The sequence below is a fragment of the Vibrio sp. 10N.286.48.C11 genome, from assembly GCF_041469805.1.
GTDB classification, from domain to species: domain Bacteria; phylum Pseudomonadota; class Gammaproteobacteria; order Enterobacterales; family Vibrionaceae; genus Vibrio; species Vibrio crassostreae_C.
The window spans coordinates 1-15,531 of record NZ_JBFRLK010000064.1 but is presented as its reverse complement, the minus strand read 5'-3'; the positions used below and the strand labels follow the sequence as shown (position 1 = coordinate 15,531).

Genomic DNA, 15,531 nt, shown 5'->3' with positions numbered 1-15,531 from the left:
GATGTACGTACTAGAACTTCAATTTGAGTGTTTTGATAACACAACGGTAAGCGCTGTCGACAAGGCGGTTAATGGCTTAATGGATGCACTTCGTTATAACGGACAAGTGTTAGGTCGTGAGTTCCCAATCGTGATGGGCGATGGGGAATTCTATGTTCGCGTTGTGTGCCCGGAGCAAGATAGCTTGCACCCGCGGAATCACTCAGACTTTGTGAAAGTGTGTTTTGATCGCTTGTCTAACGCGAGCCTACTAGCGCCTAAAATGCGTTTGCTCGGTCGAGATCTGAACTCAGAAGAAGTGGCAGAAGATGAAACACCAAGCTGGCAGGTGTTATACACGACATTCGTGCACACCTGTTCACCGCTGCGTAGTGGCGATAGCTTGCTACCAATCCCTTTGTATCGCAATCCACCTACCTTCAATGGCGACCATAAAGCCGTGTTGAAATGGCAGACCGAATGGCAAGCCTGTGATGAAGTACAAATGGGTGGTGGTTGTCGCGCGGAACATGCAACGCTAACCGAGATCAGTGACACGAAGAGTGTGCTGTTTAAACGCGGTTGGGGTCTAAGAGGGCGCATTGAGTATCTGACTAAGGTTCCAACCTACTACTACTTATACCGTGTCGGTGGGATCAGCCTGAAAGATGAAAAAGAGCGCAAATGCCCGCAATGTGGTGGTGAATGGCTGCTAGATGCGCCTATCCACGATATTTTCTATTTCAAGTGTGATGACTGCCGATTGGTGTCAAACATCTCTTGGGATCACCTGAAGTAGTCTTCTTGTAGTTATTTAAGCGTCATGCTTTAGATATCGGAGTGCTATTTAGTGCTCCGATATTTTTTTCCTTTTATATTAAATGTTTAGCACCTTGTATCATCCCCGATGCCGTGACTTCGTTACCTGTCTTAGCTTGATCTTTGTTACTCTCTTATCGTTATCCTTTTCCCCTTTAAATACGCACAGAACGTGATATTCAGCTCTTTCTGTAGCGCCAATGTATTCATTGAAATAATCCAACACCCATCAACTTTTAGTTATCTCAATAGTTATCCTGATCACAATAATCAATCAGTTCTCTTTCAATTTATATTCTGCTCAATATAAATGGGATCGATCCCATGGGAATGTTCCCATTTATAAATAATAACCTGATTCTAGATCTGAAAGGAATGGACGATGAAACTGTTACCTATTGCTGCTGCACTCTCTACTGCTTTACTTGCTCCTAATTTATACGCTGATGAAACCACGCCATTGGAGTTCAATGGCTACATGCGCGGCGGCGTTGGCCTGAGTAATGAAGGCGGCTCAAACAGCAAGTGGGAGGTGAGTAAAGTTGGCCGACTCGGCAACGAAAATGACCTGTATGGTGAGTTTGGCTTTAAGAAAGAAGTGTATGCTGAGGACGACGTTTCATTTTTAGTTGATTCCATGTTGTCGTACTGGCAAGGCCAAGATGAGAATGCCGCGGATAAAAGCGTGGATGTGGTGCAATTGAATGTTCAGGCGGTGGGGCTTTTTGAAGATAAGGACATTGGGATTTGGGCGGGTGAGCGCTACTACCAACGTCATGATGTGCACATCGTTGATAACTACTACTGGGATGTAAGTGGTATTGGAGCCGGCGTTGAACACATCAACCTAGGCCCTGGTAAATTATCGGTGGCTTTGATTCAAGACACGGTGACTGGCGATGTGTTTGATGGCAAAGAAACCACAGCCATGATTGCTGATATACGTTATGCGGGCATTCCATTGTGGAGCAATGCTGATCTTGAGGTCGGTATTGATATGAACTTCGCCAATGAAAAACAAGGTCAAACGGTGGATGCGGATGACAGCGTAATGCTAACGGCGAGCTTGAATCAAAACCTATCTGGCGGCTTCAACAAAACCATTCTACAGGTTGCTAACTCTGGTTATGCCGAGCAGATGACGACTTTTGGAACGGGTAAAGGCATCGTTCGTGATGCAAACAACAATGACGCCGATGGCTTCCGTTTGATTAACTGGGGCGTGCTTGCGATTGGTGAGAACATCGAGTTTGGCCACACTGTGCGTTATGCCGCGTCAACCGGTGTGGGTGCTAATAATAGTGATGATGACTCTTTCAGTGCCGTCATTCGTCCGCTTTATAAGTGGGACAAGCGCATGCGTACCATCCTTGAAATTGGTGGTTTTGTAGAAACGATTGATAACCAAGATGGGGCAGGTGGTAAATTCACAATCGCTCAGGCTTGGGTTCCACAAGTGGGTTTCTGGTCTCGTCCTGAATTCCGTATCTTCGCCACTTACTTGAATGATGCTGAAAACGACAATGCCTTCGGTGAAGGTAAAAACAGTGAAATGAGTGTTGGTATGCAAGTGGAAGCTTGGTGGTAAGTCGAACTTCCTGGTAAATCCTAACCAATAAAAAGGGGCTGACGTTATGTCAGCCCCTTCGGGTATCTATACAGTGCTGTTATTTAGTTGATTACCAACCTTTAACGACGCCACCTTGGAAGATGTCAGAAGCTGCGTTGTACACTTCTTCAGTTTGGTAAGCTTTAACGAAGTTTTGTACGTTTTCAGCGTTTAGGTTGTCTTCACGAGAAACGATTAGGTTTACGTAAGGAGAATCTTTGTCTTCAACGAATACGCCATCTTTTTGTGGAGTCAGGTTGATAGAGCTCGCGTAAGTTGTGTTGATGATAGATAGAGCAACATCATCAAGAGAACGTGGCAGTTGAGCTGCGTCTAGTTCAACAATCGTTAGGTTCTTAGGGTTACCCACGATGTCGCGAACTGTAGCTAGAAGACCTGCGCCTTCACGAAGTTCAAGAAGACCTTGTTGCTCAAGAAGAAGTAGAGAGCGACCTAGGTTTGTAGGGTCGTTTGGTACAGCAATACGAGCACCGTCTTGGATTTCGTCTACCGATTTCACTTCTTTAGAGTAACCCGCAATTGGGTAAACAAACGTGTTACCAGCGATAGTTAGCTTGTAGCCACGGTCAGCCACTTGCTGATCTAGGTACGGTGCGTGTTGGAATGCGTTGATGTCGATAGAACCATCATCTAGAGCTGCGTTTGGTGTTACGTAATCCGTGAAAGTAACCAGTTCAACGTCTAGGCCGTATTTCTCTTTCGCTACTTTAGCTGCCACTTCAGCAACTTGCGCTTCTGCACCTGCCATTACGCCAACTTTTACTTTAGAAGTATCCACTTCTTTATCACCACAACCTGCTAGAACTAGCGCTGAAGCTGCTGCTGCGATAGTTAGTAAACCTTTAAGGTTAAATTTCATAATAATCTCCTTTTAATAAATCTATTTAATTAGGTTCAGACGACTCTAATCTTTATGTGTGAGTCTTTATCTGTGGTCAACGCGGCGAACTAATGAATCACCGATTGATTGAATAATTTGTACCAGCACAATCAACATCACTACTGTCACAGCCATGATGGTCACATCGTAGCGGTGGAATCCGTAACGAATCGCGACATCACCTAGGCCACCACCGCCTACAGTACCGGCCATTGCTGAGTAGCTCACCAGAGTCACTAGCGTAATCGTTACTGAGTTGATGATAGTCGGTAGTGCTTCTGGAAGCAGAACCTTATTGATGATTTGTGTTGGTGTTGCGCCCATTGATTGGGCCGCTTCCACTAGACCTGTTGGTACTTCAAGTAGTGCACTTTCGATAAGTCGAGCCACGAATGGGATAGCGCCAATCGTCAGTGGAACAATCGCTGCTGTTGTACCGATGAAGGTACCAATCAGCATCTTAGTCAGTGGAATAATCGCAACCATCAAAACTAAGAAAGGTACTGAACGACCCATGTTCACAATCGCACCTAGAATCTTGTTTACTTTGGTGTTCTCTAACAGGCCACCTTTTTTAGTCGTATGCAGAATCACGCCTAGTGGAATACCGACCGCGAAGCCAACAATGCCTGCAACAGCAACCATGTAAAGCGTTTCGCCTGTTGCGCCTAATAGAAGGTTACCGTTAAGGCTGATCCAGTCAGCAATCTCGTTGAAACTAAAGGACATAACCAAGCACCTCTACTTTTACATTGTTGTCGCGTAGGAATTGGATAGCAGCATTATCATCTGCTTCATTACCGAACAGTTCAGCGACCATCATGCCGAACTTCACGCCACCGGCGTAATCAAGGTCAGAACTTAAGATGCTGACATCGATATTGAATTTACGTGCGATTTGCGTCATTAGCGGAGCATCAACCGTTGCACCCGTAAACTCAAGACGCACCAGCGGGTAGCTGCTGTTTACGCGAGTCTCTTGCAAACGTGCTTGGTAATCTTCAGGGATCGTCAGATCCAACGTTGAGCGAATAAACTGATGCGCTAGCTCTGTCTTCGGATGAGCAAAGATGTCACCGACTGTACCTTTCTCTACCAATTCACCGCCGCCAATGATCGCAACCTCGTGACAAATGCTTTTAACCACATCCATCTCGTGTGTAATAAGCAGGATAGTGATGTTCAGCTTGCGGTTGATTTCACGCAGCAGCTCAAGGATAGATTGAGTTGTTGCTGGATCCAATGCGCTGGTGGCTTCATCACATAGCAGTACTTTCGGGTCAGAGGCCAGTGCGCGAGCAATCGCCACACGCTGCTTTTGACCACCACTTAGGTTTGCCGGGTAGGTGTCACGCTTATCAGCAAGGCCAACCAGTTCAAGTAACTCGCTGACTTTCGCTTCAATAATCGCTTTATCTTTACCAGCAAGTTCTAGAGGCAGTGCTACATTGTTAAATACAGTACGAGAAGACAGCAGGTTGAAGTGCTGGAATATCATGCCGATGTTACGGCGCGCTTCGCTAAGTTCTGATTTGCTGAGTTTTGTTAGGTCGATACCGTCAACAATCACTTCACCAGAGGTCGGAGCTTCCAACATATTTACACAACGGATCAGGGTACTTTTGCCTGCACCAGAAGAGCCGATGACTCCAAAGATTTGACCTTGAGGAATGTGGAGGTTGATATCAATTAAGGCATTGATTTCTTTAGTGCCTTGATAAAAAACCTTGTTGACTTGATTCACTTTAATCATAGAGAAACCCGTGCAGGTAGAACAGAATAATATGTCGATAGCTCGCTCGATTTACAGACGATGCTATGGTGTTCTATGATCTAAGTCAATAGATATTTTTACGTCTAGACGGCTAAACGTCGATTGTATGGCTAAGCTAGAAACAAATCGTTAACGAACGCAAAACTAAATAGATAGTGATGAAGCAAATAAAGCGTGTAATAATTAATGATTAATAGAGAGTTGATAGAGAACAAAATTTTGTCTAAACCTGCTGTTTTTTTAGATCGTGATGGAGTGATTAACGTTGATCACGGCTACGTACATGATGAGCATGACTTTGAATACATCGATGGTGTGTTTGAAGCGGCGAAAGCGTTTAAAGATATGGGTTATTTATTGGTGCTAGTGACCAACCAATCTGGTATTGCTCGCGGCATGTTTAGTGAAGACCGTTTTCTTTCTTTAACGCAGTGGATGGATTGGAACTTTGTTGATAATGGTGTCGAGCTCGATGGCATTTATTACTGTCCTCACCACGCTGAGCACGGTATTGGTGACTACAAGCAAGATTGTGAATGTCGTAAGCCAAAGCCAGGCATGTTCATTTCTGCTCGTGACTTTCTGAAGATTGATATGGCTAACTCGGTCATGATCGGCGATAAAGCGGAAGACATGATGGCTGCAGAAGCAGCAGGTGTTGGTACTAAAGTCTTGGTAAGAACGGGTAAACCCATCACTGAAAAAGGTGAAGCGTTGGCTAGCGTGGTACTTGATAGCATTAAAGACGTACCCGCTTTCTTAAAAGGCTAAACGTTTTATTTATCACTAAGGTATGGACCTATCATTAGGCACTTACATTAGGTTTGTTCGAACCTGTGAATAGGCTAAGTGTCGTTGACTATATAAAGATGAGGAACGAAGTATGAAAGCTATGTTGGTAGCATCTCTATGTACAGTAGCATTGGTTGGGTGCTCTAAATCAGCAGCCCCTGAGACTGATAGCGCAACATCGAATGATCAATTCGCGACTTATCAATGTGAGTCTGACGTCTCGTTTGATGTGTCTTACCTTGATAATGAAAAAGCGGTACTACGCTTGCCTGATAATGAATACCGCCTGACTCAAGTTCCAGCGGGCTCAGGAACCAAATACATCTTAGATGATGGCACTTCAGAGATGATTAACAGCATCACTTTGCGCACGAAAGGTGACAATGCGCGTCTAGAACTTGGTCGCGTAGTCTATCGAAATTGCCAAAAGTAAGTCATAGTAAGAACTGCTAGTATTTACAAACAGTTAAGTGAGGGAATCTACCCTCACTTTTTCTTCTCTTCCCTTTAACGTTAGACTTTTTATGAGCAAAAAACTCACTATTCTTGATATTGCAAAGCTGTCCGGTGTTGGTAAGTCAACCGTATCACGCGTTCTGACCAATGATCCAAAAGTGAAACCTGAAACCCGTGAAAGGGTGGAAAGAGTAATTCAAGAATCTGGGTACACGCCTTCAAAATCTGCGCAATCGATGCGCGGTGGCAGCCAAAAAGTCATCGGCGTGATTATCTCTCGTTTGGACTCTCCCTCTGAAAACAAAGCCGTTAGCACGATGCTGGCCGAGTTGTATCGAGCGGATTACGATGTCGTGATCATGGAAAGCCAACTTGATAGAGATAAAGCCAATGAGCACCTGCAAGTTCTAAAGCGTCGTAACGTTGATGGCATTATTGTATTTGGTTTTACTGACTGCGATATTCCGGCAATCGAAGCTTGGGAACACAAAGCGGTGGTGATTGCTCTGGATACCGAGAACGTGACGTCGATTAACTATGATAACCAACAGGTGATCAATAGTGCGTTGGTGCATTTATCGGATCAAGGGATCTCTGACATTGGCTTTATCGGGGTTGATCCTAGTGATAAATCAACCGGTGAACTGCGTCTTAAGGCTTATCTCGATTGGTGTGAAAACACAGGTTCGGTGGCAAACTATCGTACTGGTCAACTTCATCACGAAAGTGCTTATCAGCTGGTGGATGAGGTACTAACACCTAACACCCAAGCTATAGTCTGTGCTAGTGACACATTGGCTCTCGGTGTGATCAAACGTCTGCAAGAGCGACAACGTGAAGATGTGGTCGTCACCGGCGTTGGTGGTAATGATCTTCTCTCTTTCTTGTTCCCTCGAGTATTTAGCATTGATCCTGGGTATCAATCTGCAGGTAAATTGGCCGCTAATCTATTGATCTCTCAGCTTTTAGGCAATTCAGAGATCTCTCATCACACTCAATCTCCGATTCTATAATCCACTCAATTAAGCGAAATTGAACCGCTTAGATTAAAATTAGAGTGTGATCTCTTTCAATTAATGGGACTGTTCCCATTTTAATTTATCATTCATGTGGGCATTATAATAACCGTGATTGGGAATGTTCCCATCAATCTAAATCGAAGTGGTTATAGCTGCATGGTTTAGAAGAGTAATTGAATGAAACCAGGGTGGGGTAGTATGAGTAAGATAGCGAAGCAAGACGTTGCGCGTCTTATCGAGTTAGTCGGTGGTAAAGAAAACATTGCGAGTGTCAGCCACTGTCTGACTCGACTGCGTTTTGTATTGAACGATACAGAGCAGGCCAACAAAGCTGAACTCGAAAAACTGAAGCTAGTAAAAGGCTGTTTTACTAACGCAGGCCAATTCCAAGTTGTGATTGGCACTGAAGTTGATGAAGTGTACGCACTTCTGATTGAACAGACAGGTAAAGAGGCATCATCAAAAGATGAGGCGAAGCTGGCTGCTCGTCAAAATATGAACTTCCTTGAGCGTGGTATCTCCCATTTAGCCGAAATTTTCGTACCACTGCTGCCTGCCATCATTACAGGTGGTTTGATTCTTGGTTTCCGTAATGTGATTGGCGACATTCGCATGTTCGACGGCAAAACCTTAGTTGAAATCAGTCAATTCTGGGCAACCGTTCACTCTTTCTTATGGTTGATCGGCGAAGCTATTTTCTTCTTCCTACCGGTTGGTGTGTGTTGGGCTACGGTTAAGAAGCTTGGCGGAACCCCAATTTTGGGTATCACGCTCGGTGTGACCTTAGTTTCACCACAACTCATGAACGCATACATGATAGGTAAATCGGTACCTGAGGTATGGGATTTTGGACTGTTTGTGATTGAGAAGGTCGGTTATCAGGCTCAGGTGATCCCAGCAATGTTAGCGGGTGTGGCTTTGGCGTTCATTGAAACCAATCTTAAGCGCATCGTCCCTGCTTACTTGTACCTAGTTGTGGTGCCATTTGTATCGATTATTTTGTCTGTGATTCTAGCGCACGCTTTCATTGGCCCATTCGGTCGTATGTTAGGCGATGGTGTGGCATTCGCAGCTAAAGCGGCAATGACAGGTGATTTTGCGATTCTTGGTTCAGTGGTTTTTGGTTTCCTATACGCACCTTTGGTTATCACGGGTATTCACCACACCACCAACGCGGTGGATCTGCAACTGATGCAAGACTTAGGCGGGACACCAATTTGGCCTTTGATTGCACTATCAAACATTGCACAAGCATCGGCAGTAGTCGGCATCATTATCTTGAGTAAGCGTGAAGGTGAACGAGATATCTCGGTTCCTGCGGCAATCTCAGCCTACTTAGGTGTAACAGAGCCTGCGATGTACGGTATTAACCTTAAATACAAATTCCCAATGCTGAGCGCAATGATTGGTAGTGCTGTTGCAGCCGCAATCTGTGGTAGCGCGGGTGTGATGGCGAATGGTATCGGTGTCGGCGGCTTGCCGGGCATCCTATCGATTCAACCTCAATATTGGTCGATTTACCTAGTCGCGATGCTGGTGGCGATAGTACTGCCTATCACGCTAACCCTGTTTTTCTACAAGCGAGCCCAATCCAAGGGTGAGTTAGAAACCGCGAACGCGTAATGCATTGAATAAGCGATGACTCCAAAATGAGTTATCGCTTTTTCTCTTAGTTATAGCTTTTTCTTTTAGTTATAACGGCTATTCGACCATGATTCACATGGTGATTTTTATTTTATATTTTCTGGTAAGTGAGTGTTAGAGATGGCGATGACTGAACATGATGAAAGCTGGTGGAAAACCGCAACCATCTATCAAATCTACCCAAAGAGCTTTTGTGACAGTGGCAGTAAAGGTACTGGCGACATCAAAGGGATCATTTCGAAACTGGATTACCTCAAACATTTGAGTGTCGATGCGATTTGGCTAACCCCGGTTTACGCATCTCCTATGATCGATAATGGTTACGATATCTCAGACTACTACGCGATTAATCCTCAATTCGGCACCATGGAAGATTTCGACCTATTGCTGGCTGAAGCGCACCAACGTGGTATTCGTATCGTGATGGATATCGTGGTAAACCACACCTCAACAGAACATGCGTGGTTTCAGTCAGCATTGGGTGATAAAAACAGCCCATACCGCGACTACTACATATGGAAAGATCCCGTAGATGGTCAAGCACCAACTAACTGGCAGTCTAAGTTCGGTGGTAATGCGTGGGAACTAGATGAGGCGACTGGGCAATACTTCCTACACTTATTCGCCAAAGAACAGGCTGACCTCAACTGGGAGAACCCGGTTGTACGTGAAGAAGTGAAAGACGTTATCAGCTTTTGGGCAGAAAAGGGCGTTGATGGTTTCCGCTTGGATGTGATCAACCTGATTTCGAAGCAGCAAGACTTTCCTAATGATGATATCGGTGATGGCCGTCGTTTCTATACCGATGGTCCACGTGTACACGAATACCTGAAAGAGATCAGCGAAGCGGTATTCCAGAAGTACGGCAGCGTGACCGTAGGCGAGATGTCTTCAACCACGTTGGAACACTGCCAGCAATACTCAAACGTTGATAACAGTGAGCTATCGATGGTGTTTAACTTCCACCACCTTAAGGTCGATTACACCAATGGTGAGAAGTGGACCAATGCGCCGTTTGATTTCTTACAGCTCAAATCGATCTTTAACCACTGGCAAACGGGATTGAATGGCAAAGGGTGGGGCGCACTATTCTGGTGTAACCACGACCAACCAAGAGTGGTGAGCCGCTTAGGTAACGATCAGCAATATCGCGTTGAATCAGCCAAGATGCTTGCCGCTTCTGTTCACATGATGCAAGGCACGCCGTATATCTATCAAGGTGAAGAGATTGGTATGACCAACCCAGGTTACACCGAGATCAGCCAGTATCGTGATGTAGAGAGTACCAATATGTACGACATCATGGTGAATCGTGATGGTGTGGCTCATGAAGATATGATGGCGATTTTGGCGCAGAAGTCTCGTGATAACTCTCGTACACCAATGCAATGGAACAGTGAGCCTTACGCAGGGTTCTCACAAGCTCAGCCATGGCTTGATGTAGCGAATAATTACCCTGGGATTAACGCTGAGCAAGCACTGGAAGACAAAGACTCTGTTTTCTATTTCTATAAGAGTTTGATTGAGTTACGTAAACAAGTGCCAGTGATTACAGATGGCAGCTATCAAGATCTATTGCCTGATCACTCATCCATTTTTGCATATGCACGTGAGAACGAAGGGCAAACCTTGCTGTGTATTAACAACTATTATGGTGAAGAGGCTGAATGCGTTTTACCTGAACGTTTTGAGATGGCAAAGGCTAAGAGCTTGTTGTCTAATTATCAAGTGAGCGAGAGTTTAGTGGCGTCTCATCATCAAGTTTTGCAACCTTACGAGACTCGTATTCTTTTGATTGAAGGGTAACCTTGTTTCATTTCAATGAGCCTAATTTTGATTCCCCTTAAAAGATTAGGCTTCTACAAAGGCTTTGGAGTGCTTCCCAAAGCCTTTTTTGTTTTAGTGATGGCTGGAATATCGTGCCTCGAGTCTACTTGCTAGAAGTTTGAGCATCGAGTGCCAGCAACGACAGAGCAGGTAATGAACTTTAAGACGCGTAATTCACCGAGTAGCGAGTTGGTTTGTGGTTCATTGCCAATACGATGTTCAATACTGCGGTGCCTAATACAGAAACGGCAATCACCCAAGGTGACACGAAGAAGAACGATGCAAACAGAATACATGCATCAATACCCATTTGTGTTTTACCTACCGAGATACCGTAGCGGTCTTGGATAAACAAGCACAGTACGTTGAAGCCACCCAGACTTGAGCGGTGACGGAATAGGATTAGCATACCTAAGCCCATTAATAAGCCGCCGGCAACAGCACAATAGATCTCGTTATGAACTTCTAGCGAGATAACTAAGTATAAATGATCGGCAAACACAGATACTAAAGCACCAGAAATCGCACTGCTAATAGCAAAGCTACGGCCGAATCGTTTCCATGCTAATAAATAGAATGGACAATTGGCAACAAAGTACAAAATACCAAAGGTTACAGGCAAGAATTGACTCAAAAGCAGAGCCAAGCCAGTAGTGCCCCCGGTAAGCAGGTTCGCTGACTGTAAAAAGAAGACGCCTAACGCCACTAAAAACGTGCCAGTGAGAATCGCTACCCAATCTTCTTTACGTGAGTGTTTTTCCATCGTTTTTATAATTACCTAACCAATAAAGGCGTGCATAGTAGAGAAAAACCTTAGCTTTCGGTAGCTTGAGGGGCAAAATTAAGGTAAACCTATGTAATCTGCGTTTTACAGGGTGTAAAGCGTAAAATTGACAGTAAGCGCCATCTTTGGTTGGATAAGCCAAATAACCATGATGAATCTTATTTGTGATTATGAAAAAACTGCATGATAAAATTGCAATTAGCTCTTTATGACCTAGATCAAATTATGTAGAATGCGTCACATCAAAACGGTGACGGAAACGTTTGCTTTCGGTCGTTGTGTGGTTTTTTTGAAACTTTCAGTACAATCTGAGTCAGGAGATACAGATGCTTAAGCGTGACATGAACATTGCTGATTACGATGCGGATCTATTCGCAGCTATCCAAGAAGAAACTCTTCGTCAGGAAGAGCATATCGAACTTATCGCTTCAGAAAACTACACAAGCCCACGTGTAATGGAAGCTCAAGGTTCTCAGCTAACAAACAAATACGCTGAAGGCTACCCAGGCAAGCGTTACTACGGTGGTTGTGAGTACGTAGACAAAGTTGAAACTCTAGCAATTGAACGTGCATGTGAACTATTTGGTGCAGAGTACGCAAACGTACAGCCTCACTCAGGTTCTCAAGCAAATAACGCTGTATACATGGCACTACTAAATGCAGGCGATACGGTTCTAGGTATGAGCCTAGCACACGGTGGTCACCTAACTCACGGTTCTCCAGTAAACTTCTCTGGTAAGCTTTACAACATCATCCCTTACGGTATCGATGAAGCGGGTCAAATCGATTACGAAGAGATGGAAAAGCTGGCTATCGAGAACAAGCCTAAGATGATCATCGGTGGTTTCTCTGCTTACTCTCAAATCTGTGATTGGAAGCGCATGCGTGAAATCGCTGACAAAGTAGGTGCTTACCTGTTCGTAGATATGGCTCACGTAGCAGGTCTAATCGCTGCAGGCGTTTACCCGAACCCAGTGCCACACGCTCACGTAGTAACTACAACGACGCACAAAACGCTTGCGGGTCCTCGTGGTGGTCTAATCCTTTCTAACGAAGGCGAAGATCTTTACAAGAAGCTGAACTCAGCAGTATTCCCAGGCGGCCAAGGTGGTCCTCTAATGCACGTTATCGCTGGTAAAGCAGTAGCGTTCAAAGAAGCTCTAGAGCCAGAGTTCAAAGAATACCAAGCACGCGTTGTTGCTAACGCAAAAGCAATGGTTGCTGAATTCCTAGCTCGTGGTTACAACATCGTTTCAGGTTCTACAGAGAACCACCTGTTCCTAGTTGACCTAATCAACAAAGACATCACAGGTAAAGAAGCAGATGCAGCACTAGGTGCAGCAAACATCACTGTAAACAAGAACTCAGTACCAAACGACCCACGTAGCCCATTCGTTACTTCAGGTATCCGTATCGGTTCTCCTTCTATCACTCGTCGCGGTTTCTCAGAAGCAGACGCGAAAGAGCTAGCAGGTTGGATCTGTGACATCCTAGATAACATGGGTGATGAGTCTGTTATCGAAGCGACTAAAGCAAAAGTACTAGAGATCTGTAAGCGTCTACCTGTTTACGCTTAATTTTTCTGGCTCAAATAGCTTAATTTCTGTGTCAAAGGTGCTCATTTACATTCGTAAACTCCGCGCCTTTTCCTTGAACTAAAGCTATTTGATTGAAAAATACGATTTGAAAGGCTCCTGTTGGGAGCTTTTTTTGTTTTTTTGGGTATTACGTTGTCGAGCATGCTCACTTACATTCGTAAGCTCCGCGTGCTCTCTTAGAATTTCAAACAACTACTTTGAAAAGCAATGATACTAGAGGCTTCTTTAAAGGAGCTATTTTTTGTATCTGGTGGCTGGTGGATTTGGGATTAAGAGTAAAGAAAAGCGGGTATTAAAAAGGGTTAATGCTTTCACATTAACCCTTTGGTATTTGGTAGTGTCGATTCTACTTTTTGATGCTAAGTAGGGTGCCTGACTTACACTTGAAAGAGTAGTAGTGGCGGCTTTCACTGAACTTACCTAGGCCTTCGCCATCGCAGTAGTCGATGTTGATATCACGCATTACTTCTAGTGTATCTTCGCTGTTCAAAGCGAATTTAGAGCCATCAGAGCAGACGATGCGAACTCGTTCATCATGGCTTACAGAGTAAATATCGACTTCAGTATTACACAGCTCAAAAGAGGCTTCGCGAAAGTTGTCTTGCTGAGTATTTGAAGCGCAACCTGCGGTGAGTGCGGCTGCGATAACGGCTAAAAGTCCGAGTCTTTTCATTGTTAATCCTTCACTATCATCAAGTTGGGTGATGAGTTTTATATGCTAGTTTGGGTAGCCTATACAACAATACGCTTTGGTTCAAGGCGCGTTCGTTGACTCTAAGATATAAAAGTATAGGTGCAGACAGATAATTTATAACGGGTTTGCTGCATGTTTGCTTGTTACGTATCACCAAAAAAAAGACCAACACAGAGGTTGGCCTTTAAATAGGAAGATTTTTTTAACGACTATCGAAACTGTTTAGCTTCTGGAAGATACTCAAAACCAGCAGACGCGAGCTTTGCGATCAATGCTGCTTTGTCGATTTCGTAGAAGTTGACCACTCGATCTAAATCACCGCCGAAGTCGTCACGAAGCTTCATGTTGACGATACTCATCAACATCACAGGATCCATTTTTTCAAAATTAGCGAGGTTCATATTAGTCCTCGAAATCTGAGATCAGCAGGTTTGCAGCGGCAAAGGCTGCACGCTCACGCGCTTCTTTAGGAAGAGATTCATCGGCAGCAAGGTCATTCAATGTTTTTACCGCGCAGGTGATCGCTTTAGGGATATAGCCTTGGTCGCCACTGCCAATTTGAGAATACAGTTCACGCACCAAATCACAACAATCGTATACTTTCATTTTTATACCTAACCAAATGATAACTGATCTCAATATACACATAGAGATAAGCAAAAACAAAGTGGATCTGATTAAGTTCAGAGTTAGTTTGTTCTTGCTCAATATCTCATTCTGCTGACGCTCAATGTATCACTTTGCTAGCTTGTCGATTAGCCGGATATTGACCGTTTAACCAGAGATTTGCTGTTCAAGTTGATAAGTAACTTCATCAGCAAGGTTGAGTTGCTTGGCTAACTCTTTGAGGTAGGCCTTCTCCATGACGTTCTGCTCATCCGCTACAATCAAAGAGGCTAAGTAGATCTCACTCGCCTGTTGAGGTGACGTTGCCAGTTGAGCGATTTCGCTTGGGTCGAGTGGCTTATGCAGTTCTTTAGAGACCAATTTAGTCAGTTGATAATCAGCGCCCATATTCTCGACGGCTTGCTCTATCTTAGCCATCTCTTCTTCATCAACATGGCCATCAGCTTTAGACGCGGCAATCATCGATCGTAGAATCAGCACGCTGTGGTTTGCATCATTTTCATCAAACTGAGCCTGTTCGGCGTTAGGTGTCTGGCCTTGTTTGGACTGGTAGTCGTTGTAGACTTTATAAGCCAAAGCGCCCAGTGCTGCTGCGCCGCCAATCCCAGCCGCTTTCTTACCCATTTTCTTAGTCTTCTTAGAGCCCATTAACGCACCTAACAGTCCTCCGCCAACTGCGCCTGCACCGAAGGCTCCGAGTGTACTTTTACTGCTACTCTTGCTATTGCTGCCTTGAGAAAGGCCACTTAAACTTGAAGACCCTTGTGAAAGTTTCTGAGTACCTTGTTTTACGAGATCTGATTTAAGTGCTTGGTTCAGTAAGCTTTTGATATCCATCGATACCTCCAATGGTGAGCATGTCCAAAAAGTTGATGACACCAATATACGGATTTAAAGATGAACAGGGGATTAACTTACGTTATTTACTCTACTGATAAATAGAAGGGAGTTTGAAGCGAAATGACAGGCACAAAAAAGGCCACCTAACGGCTAATGCCGATCAGTTAA

16 protein-coding genes are annotated in these 15,531 nt (G+C 44.4%); 8 read left to right on the top strand and 8 right to left on the bottom strand.

Annotated elements, in window-relative coordinates; genetic code table 11:
* The first annotated feature begins 1 nt into the window (after position 1).
* Complete coding sequence (locus AB4209_RS16490; protein ID WP_017060766.1) at positions 2 to 778, top strand: Zn-ribbon-containing protein; 777 nt, start codon at positions 2 to 4, stop codon at positions 776 to 778.
* A 402-nt stretch (positions 779 to 1,180) separates the two neighbouring features.
* Complete coding sequence (locus AB4209_RS16485) at positions 1,181 to 2,386, top strand: carbohydrate porin (RefSeq protein ID WP_050633964.1); 1,206 nt, start codon at positions 1,181 to 1,183, stop codon at positions 2,384 to 2,386.
* A 91-nt stretch (positions 2,387 to 2,477) separates the two neighbouring features.
* Here AB4209_RS16485 and AB4209_RS16480 read toward each other — a convergent pair whose 3' ends face one another.
* The 3 genes from AB4209_RS16480 to metN all read right to left on the bottom strand — a co-directional run bounded on the left by AB4209_RS16480 (position 2,478) and on the right by metN (position 5,061).
* Positions 2,478 to 3,287 (bottom strand): MetQ/NlpA family lipoprotein, encoded by an 810-nt coding sequence (locus AB4209_RS16480; RefSeq protein WP_017060765.1) that lies wholly within the window; start codon positions 3,285 to 3,287, stop codon positions 2,478 to 2,480.
* A 66-nt stretch (positions 3,288 to 3,353) separates the two neighbouring features.
* Complete coding sequence (locus AB4209_RS16475; protein WP_372056510.1) at positions 3,354 to 4,037, bottom strand: methionine ABC transporter permease; 684 nt, start codon at positions 4,035 to 4,037, stop codon at positions 3,354 to 3,356.
* The gene (metN, locus tag AB4209_RS16470) at positions 4,027 to 5,061 is read right to left on the bottom strand and encodes a methionine ABC transporter ATP-binding protein MetN (RefSeq protein WP_017060763.1); all 1,035 of its coding nucleotides are present in this window, start codon (positions 5,059 to 5,061) and stop codon (positions 4,027 to 4,029) included. The genes AB4209_RS16475 and metN overlap by 11 nt, the downstream gene beginning before the upstream one ends.
* Before the next feature lie 207 nt (positions 5,062 to 5,268).
* Here metN and gmhB point away from each other — a divergent pair, with 207 nt between their 5' ends.
* The 5 genes from gmhB to treC all read left to right on the top strand — a co-directional run bounded on the left by gmhB (position 5,269) and on the right by treC (position 10,799).
* Positions 5,269 to 5,853, top strand: a complete 585-nt coding sequence (gmhB, locus tag AB4209_RS16465) for a D-glycero-beta-D-manno-heptose 1,7-bisphosphate 7-phosphatase (RefSeq protein ID WP_017060762.1) — start codon at positions 5,269 to 5,271, stop codon at positions 5,851 to 5,853.
* A gap of 112 nt (positions 5,854 to 5,965) precedes the next feature.
* Complete coding sequence (locus tag AB4209_RS16460) at positions 5,966 to 6,307, top strand: MliC family protein (protein ID WP_017060761.1); 342 nt, start codon at positions 5,966 to 5,968, stop codon at positions 6,305 to 6,307.
* 91 nt (positions 6,308 to 6,398) lie between these two features.
* On the top strand, positions 6,399 to 7,343 hold the full coding sequence (gene treR / locus AB4209_RS16455; protein ID WP_017071999.1) for a trehalose operon repressor TreR: 945 nt from the start codon (positions 6,399 to 6,401) through the stop codon (positions 7,341 to 7,343).
* Positions 7,344 to 7,547: 204 nt separating this feature from the next.
* Positions 7,548 to 8,972, top strand: a complete 1,425-nt coding sequence (gene treB, locus AB4209_RS16450) for a PTS trehalose transporter subunit IIBC (protein WP_017063347.1) — start codon at positions 7,548 to 7,550, stop codon at positions 8,970 to 8,972.
* Positions 8,973 to 9,113: 141 nt separating this feature from the next.
* On the top strand, positions 9,114 to 10,799 hold the full coding sequence (gene treC / locus AB4209_RS16445; protein WP_372056507.1) for an alpha,alpha-phosphotrehalase: 1,686 nt from the start codon (positions 9,114 to 9,116) through the stop codon (positions 10,797 to 10,799).
* Positions 10,800 to 10,980: 181 nt separating this feature from the next.
* Here the strand turns inward: treC and AB4209_RS16440 are convergent, their stop codons facing one another.
* Entirely contained in the window at positions 10,981 to 11,583 is a 603-nt protein-coding gene (locus tag AB4209_RS16440; protein WP_017060757.1) for a YitT family protein, read from the bottom strand.
* Positions 11,584 to 11,930: 347 nt separating this feature from the next.
* Here AB4209_RS16440 and glyA point away from each other — a divergent pair, with 347 nt between their 5' ends.
* Positions 11,931 to 13,181 (top strand): serine hydroxymethyltransferase, encoded by a 1,251-nt coding sequence (glyA, locus tag AB4209_RS16435; RefSeq protein WP_017066387.1) that lies wholly within the window; start codon positions 11,931 to 11,933, stop codon positions 13,179 to 13,181.
* Positions 13,182 to 13,548: 367 nt separating this feature from the next.
* Here the strand turns inward: glyA and AB4209_RS16430 are convergent, their stop codons facing one another.
* The 4 genes from AB4209_RS16430 to AB4209_RS16415 form a co-directional block, all read right to left on the bottom strand.
* Positions 13,549 to 13,875, bottom strand: coding sequence for a hypothetical protein (locus AB4209_RS16430; RefSeq protein ID WP_017072003.1), 327 nt, complete (start codon positions 13,873 to 13,875; stop codon positions 13,549 to 13,551).
* A gap of 230 nt (positions 13,876 to 14,105) precedes the next feature.
* A complete protein-coding gene (locus AB4209_RS16425; protein WP_004738555.1) occupies positions 14,106 to 14,297 on the bottom strand; it encodes a DUF4250 domain-containing protein in 192 nt (63 codons plus the stop codon).
* A 1-nt stretch (position 14,298) separates the two neighbouring features.
* A complete protein-coding gene (locus tag AB4209_RS16420; RefSeq protein WP_008222923.1) occupies positions 14,299 to 14,502 on the bottom strand; it encodes a YaeP family protein in 204 nt (67 codons plus the stop codon).
* A 168-nt stretch (positions 14,503 to 14,670) separates the two neighbouring features.
* The gene (locus AB4209_RS16415; protein ID WP_372056505.1) at positions 14,671 to 15,360 is read right to left on the bottom strand and encodes a tellurite resistance TerB family protein; all 690 of its coding nucleotides are present in this window, start codon (positions 15,358 to 15,360) and stop codon (positions 14,671 to 14,673) included.
* Positions 15,361 to 15,531: the final 171 nt, after the last annotated feature.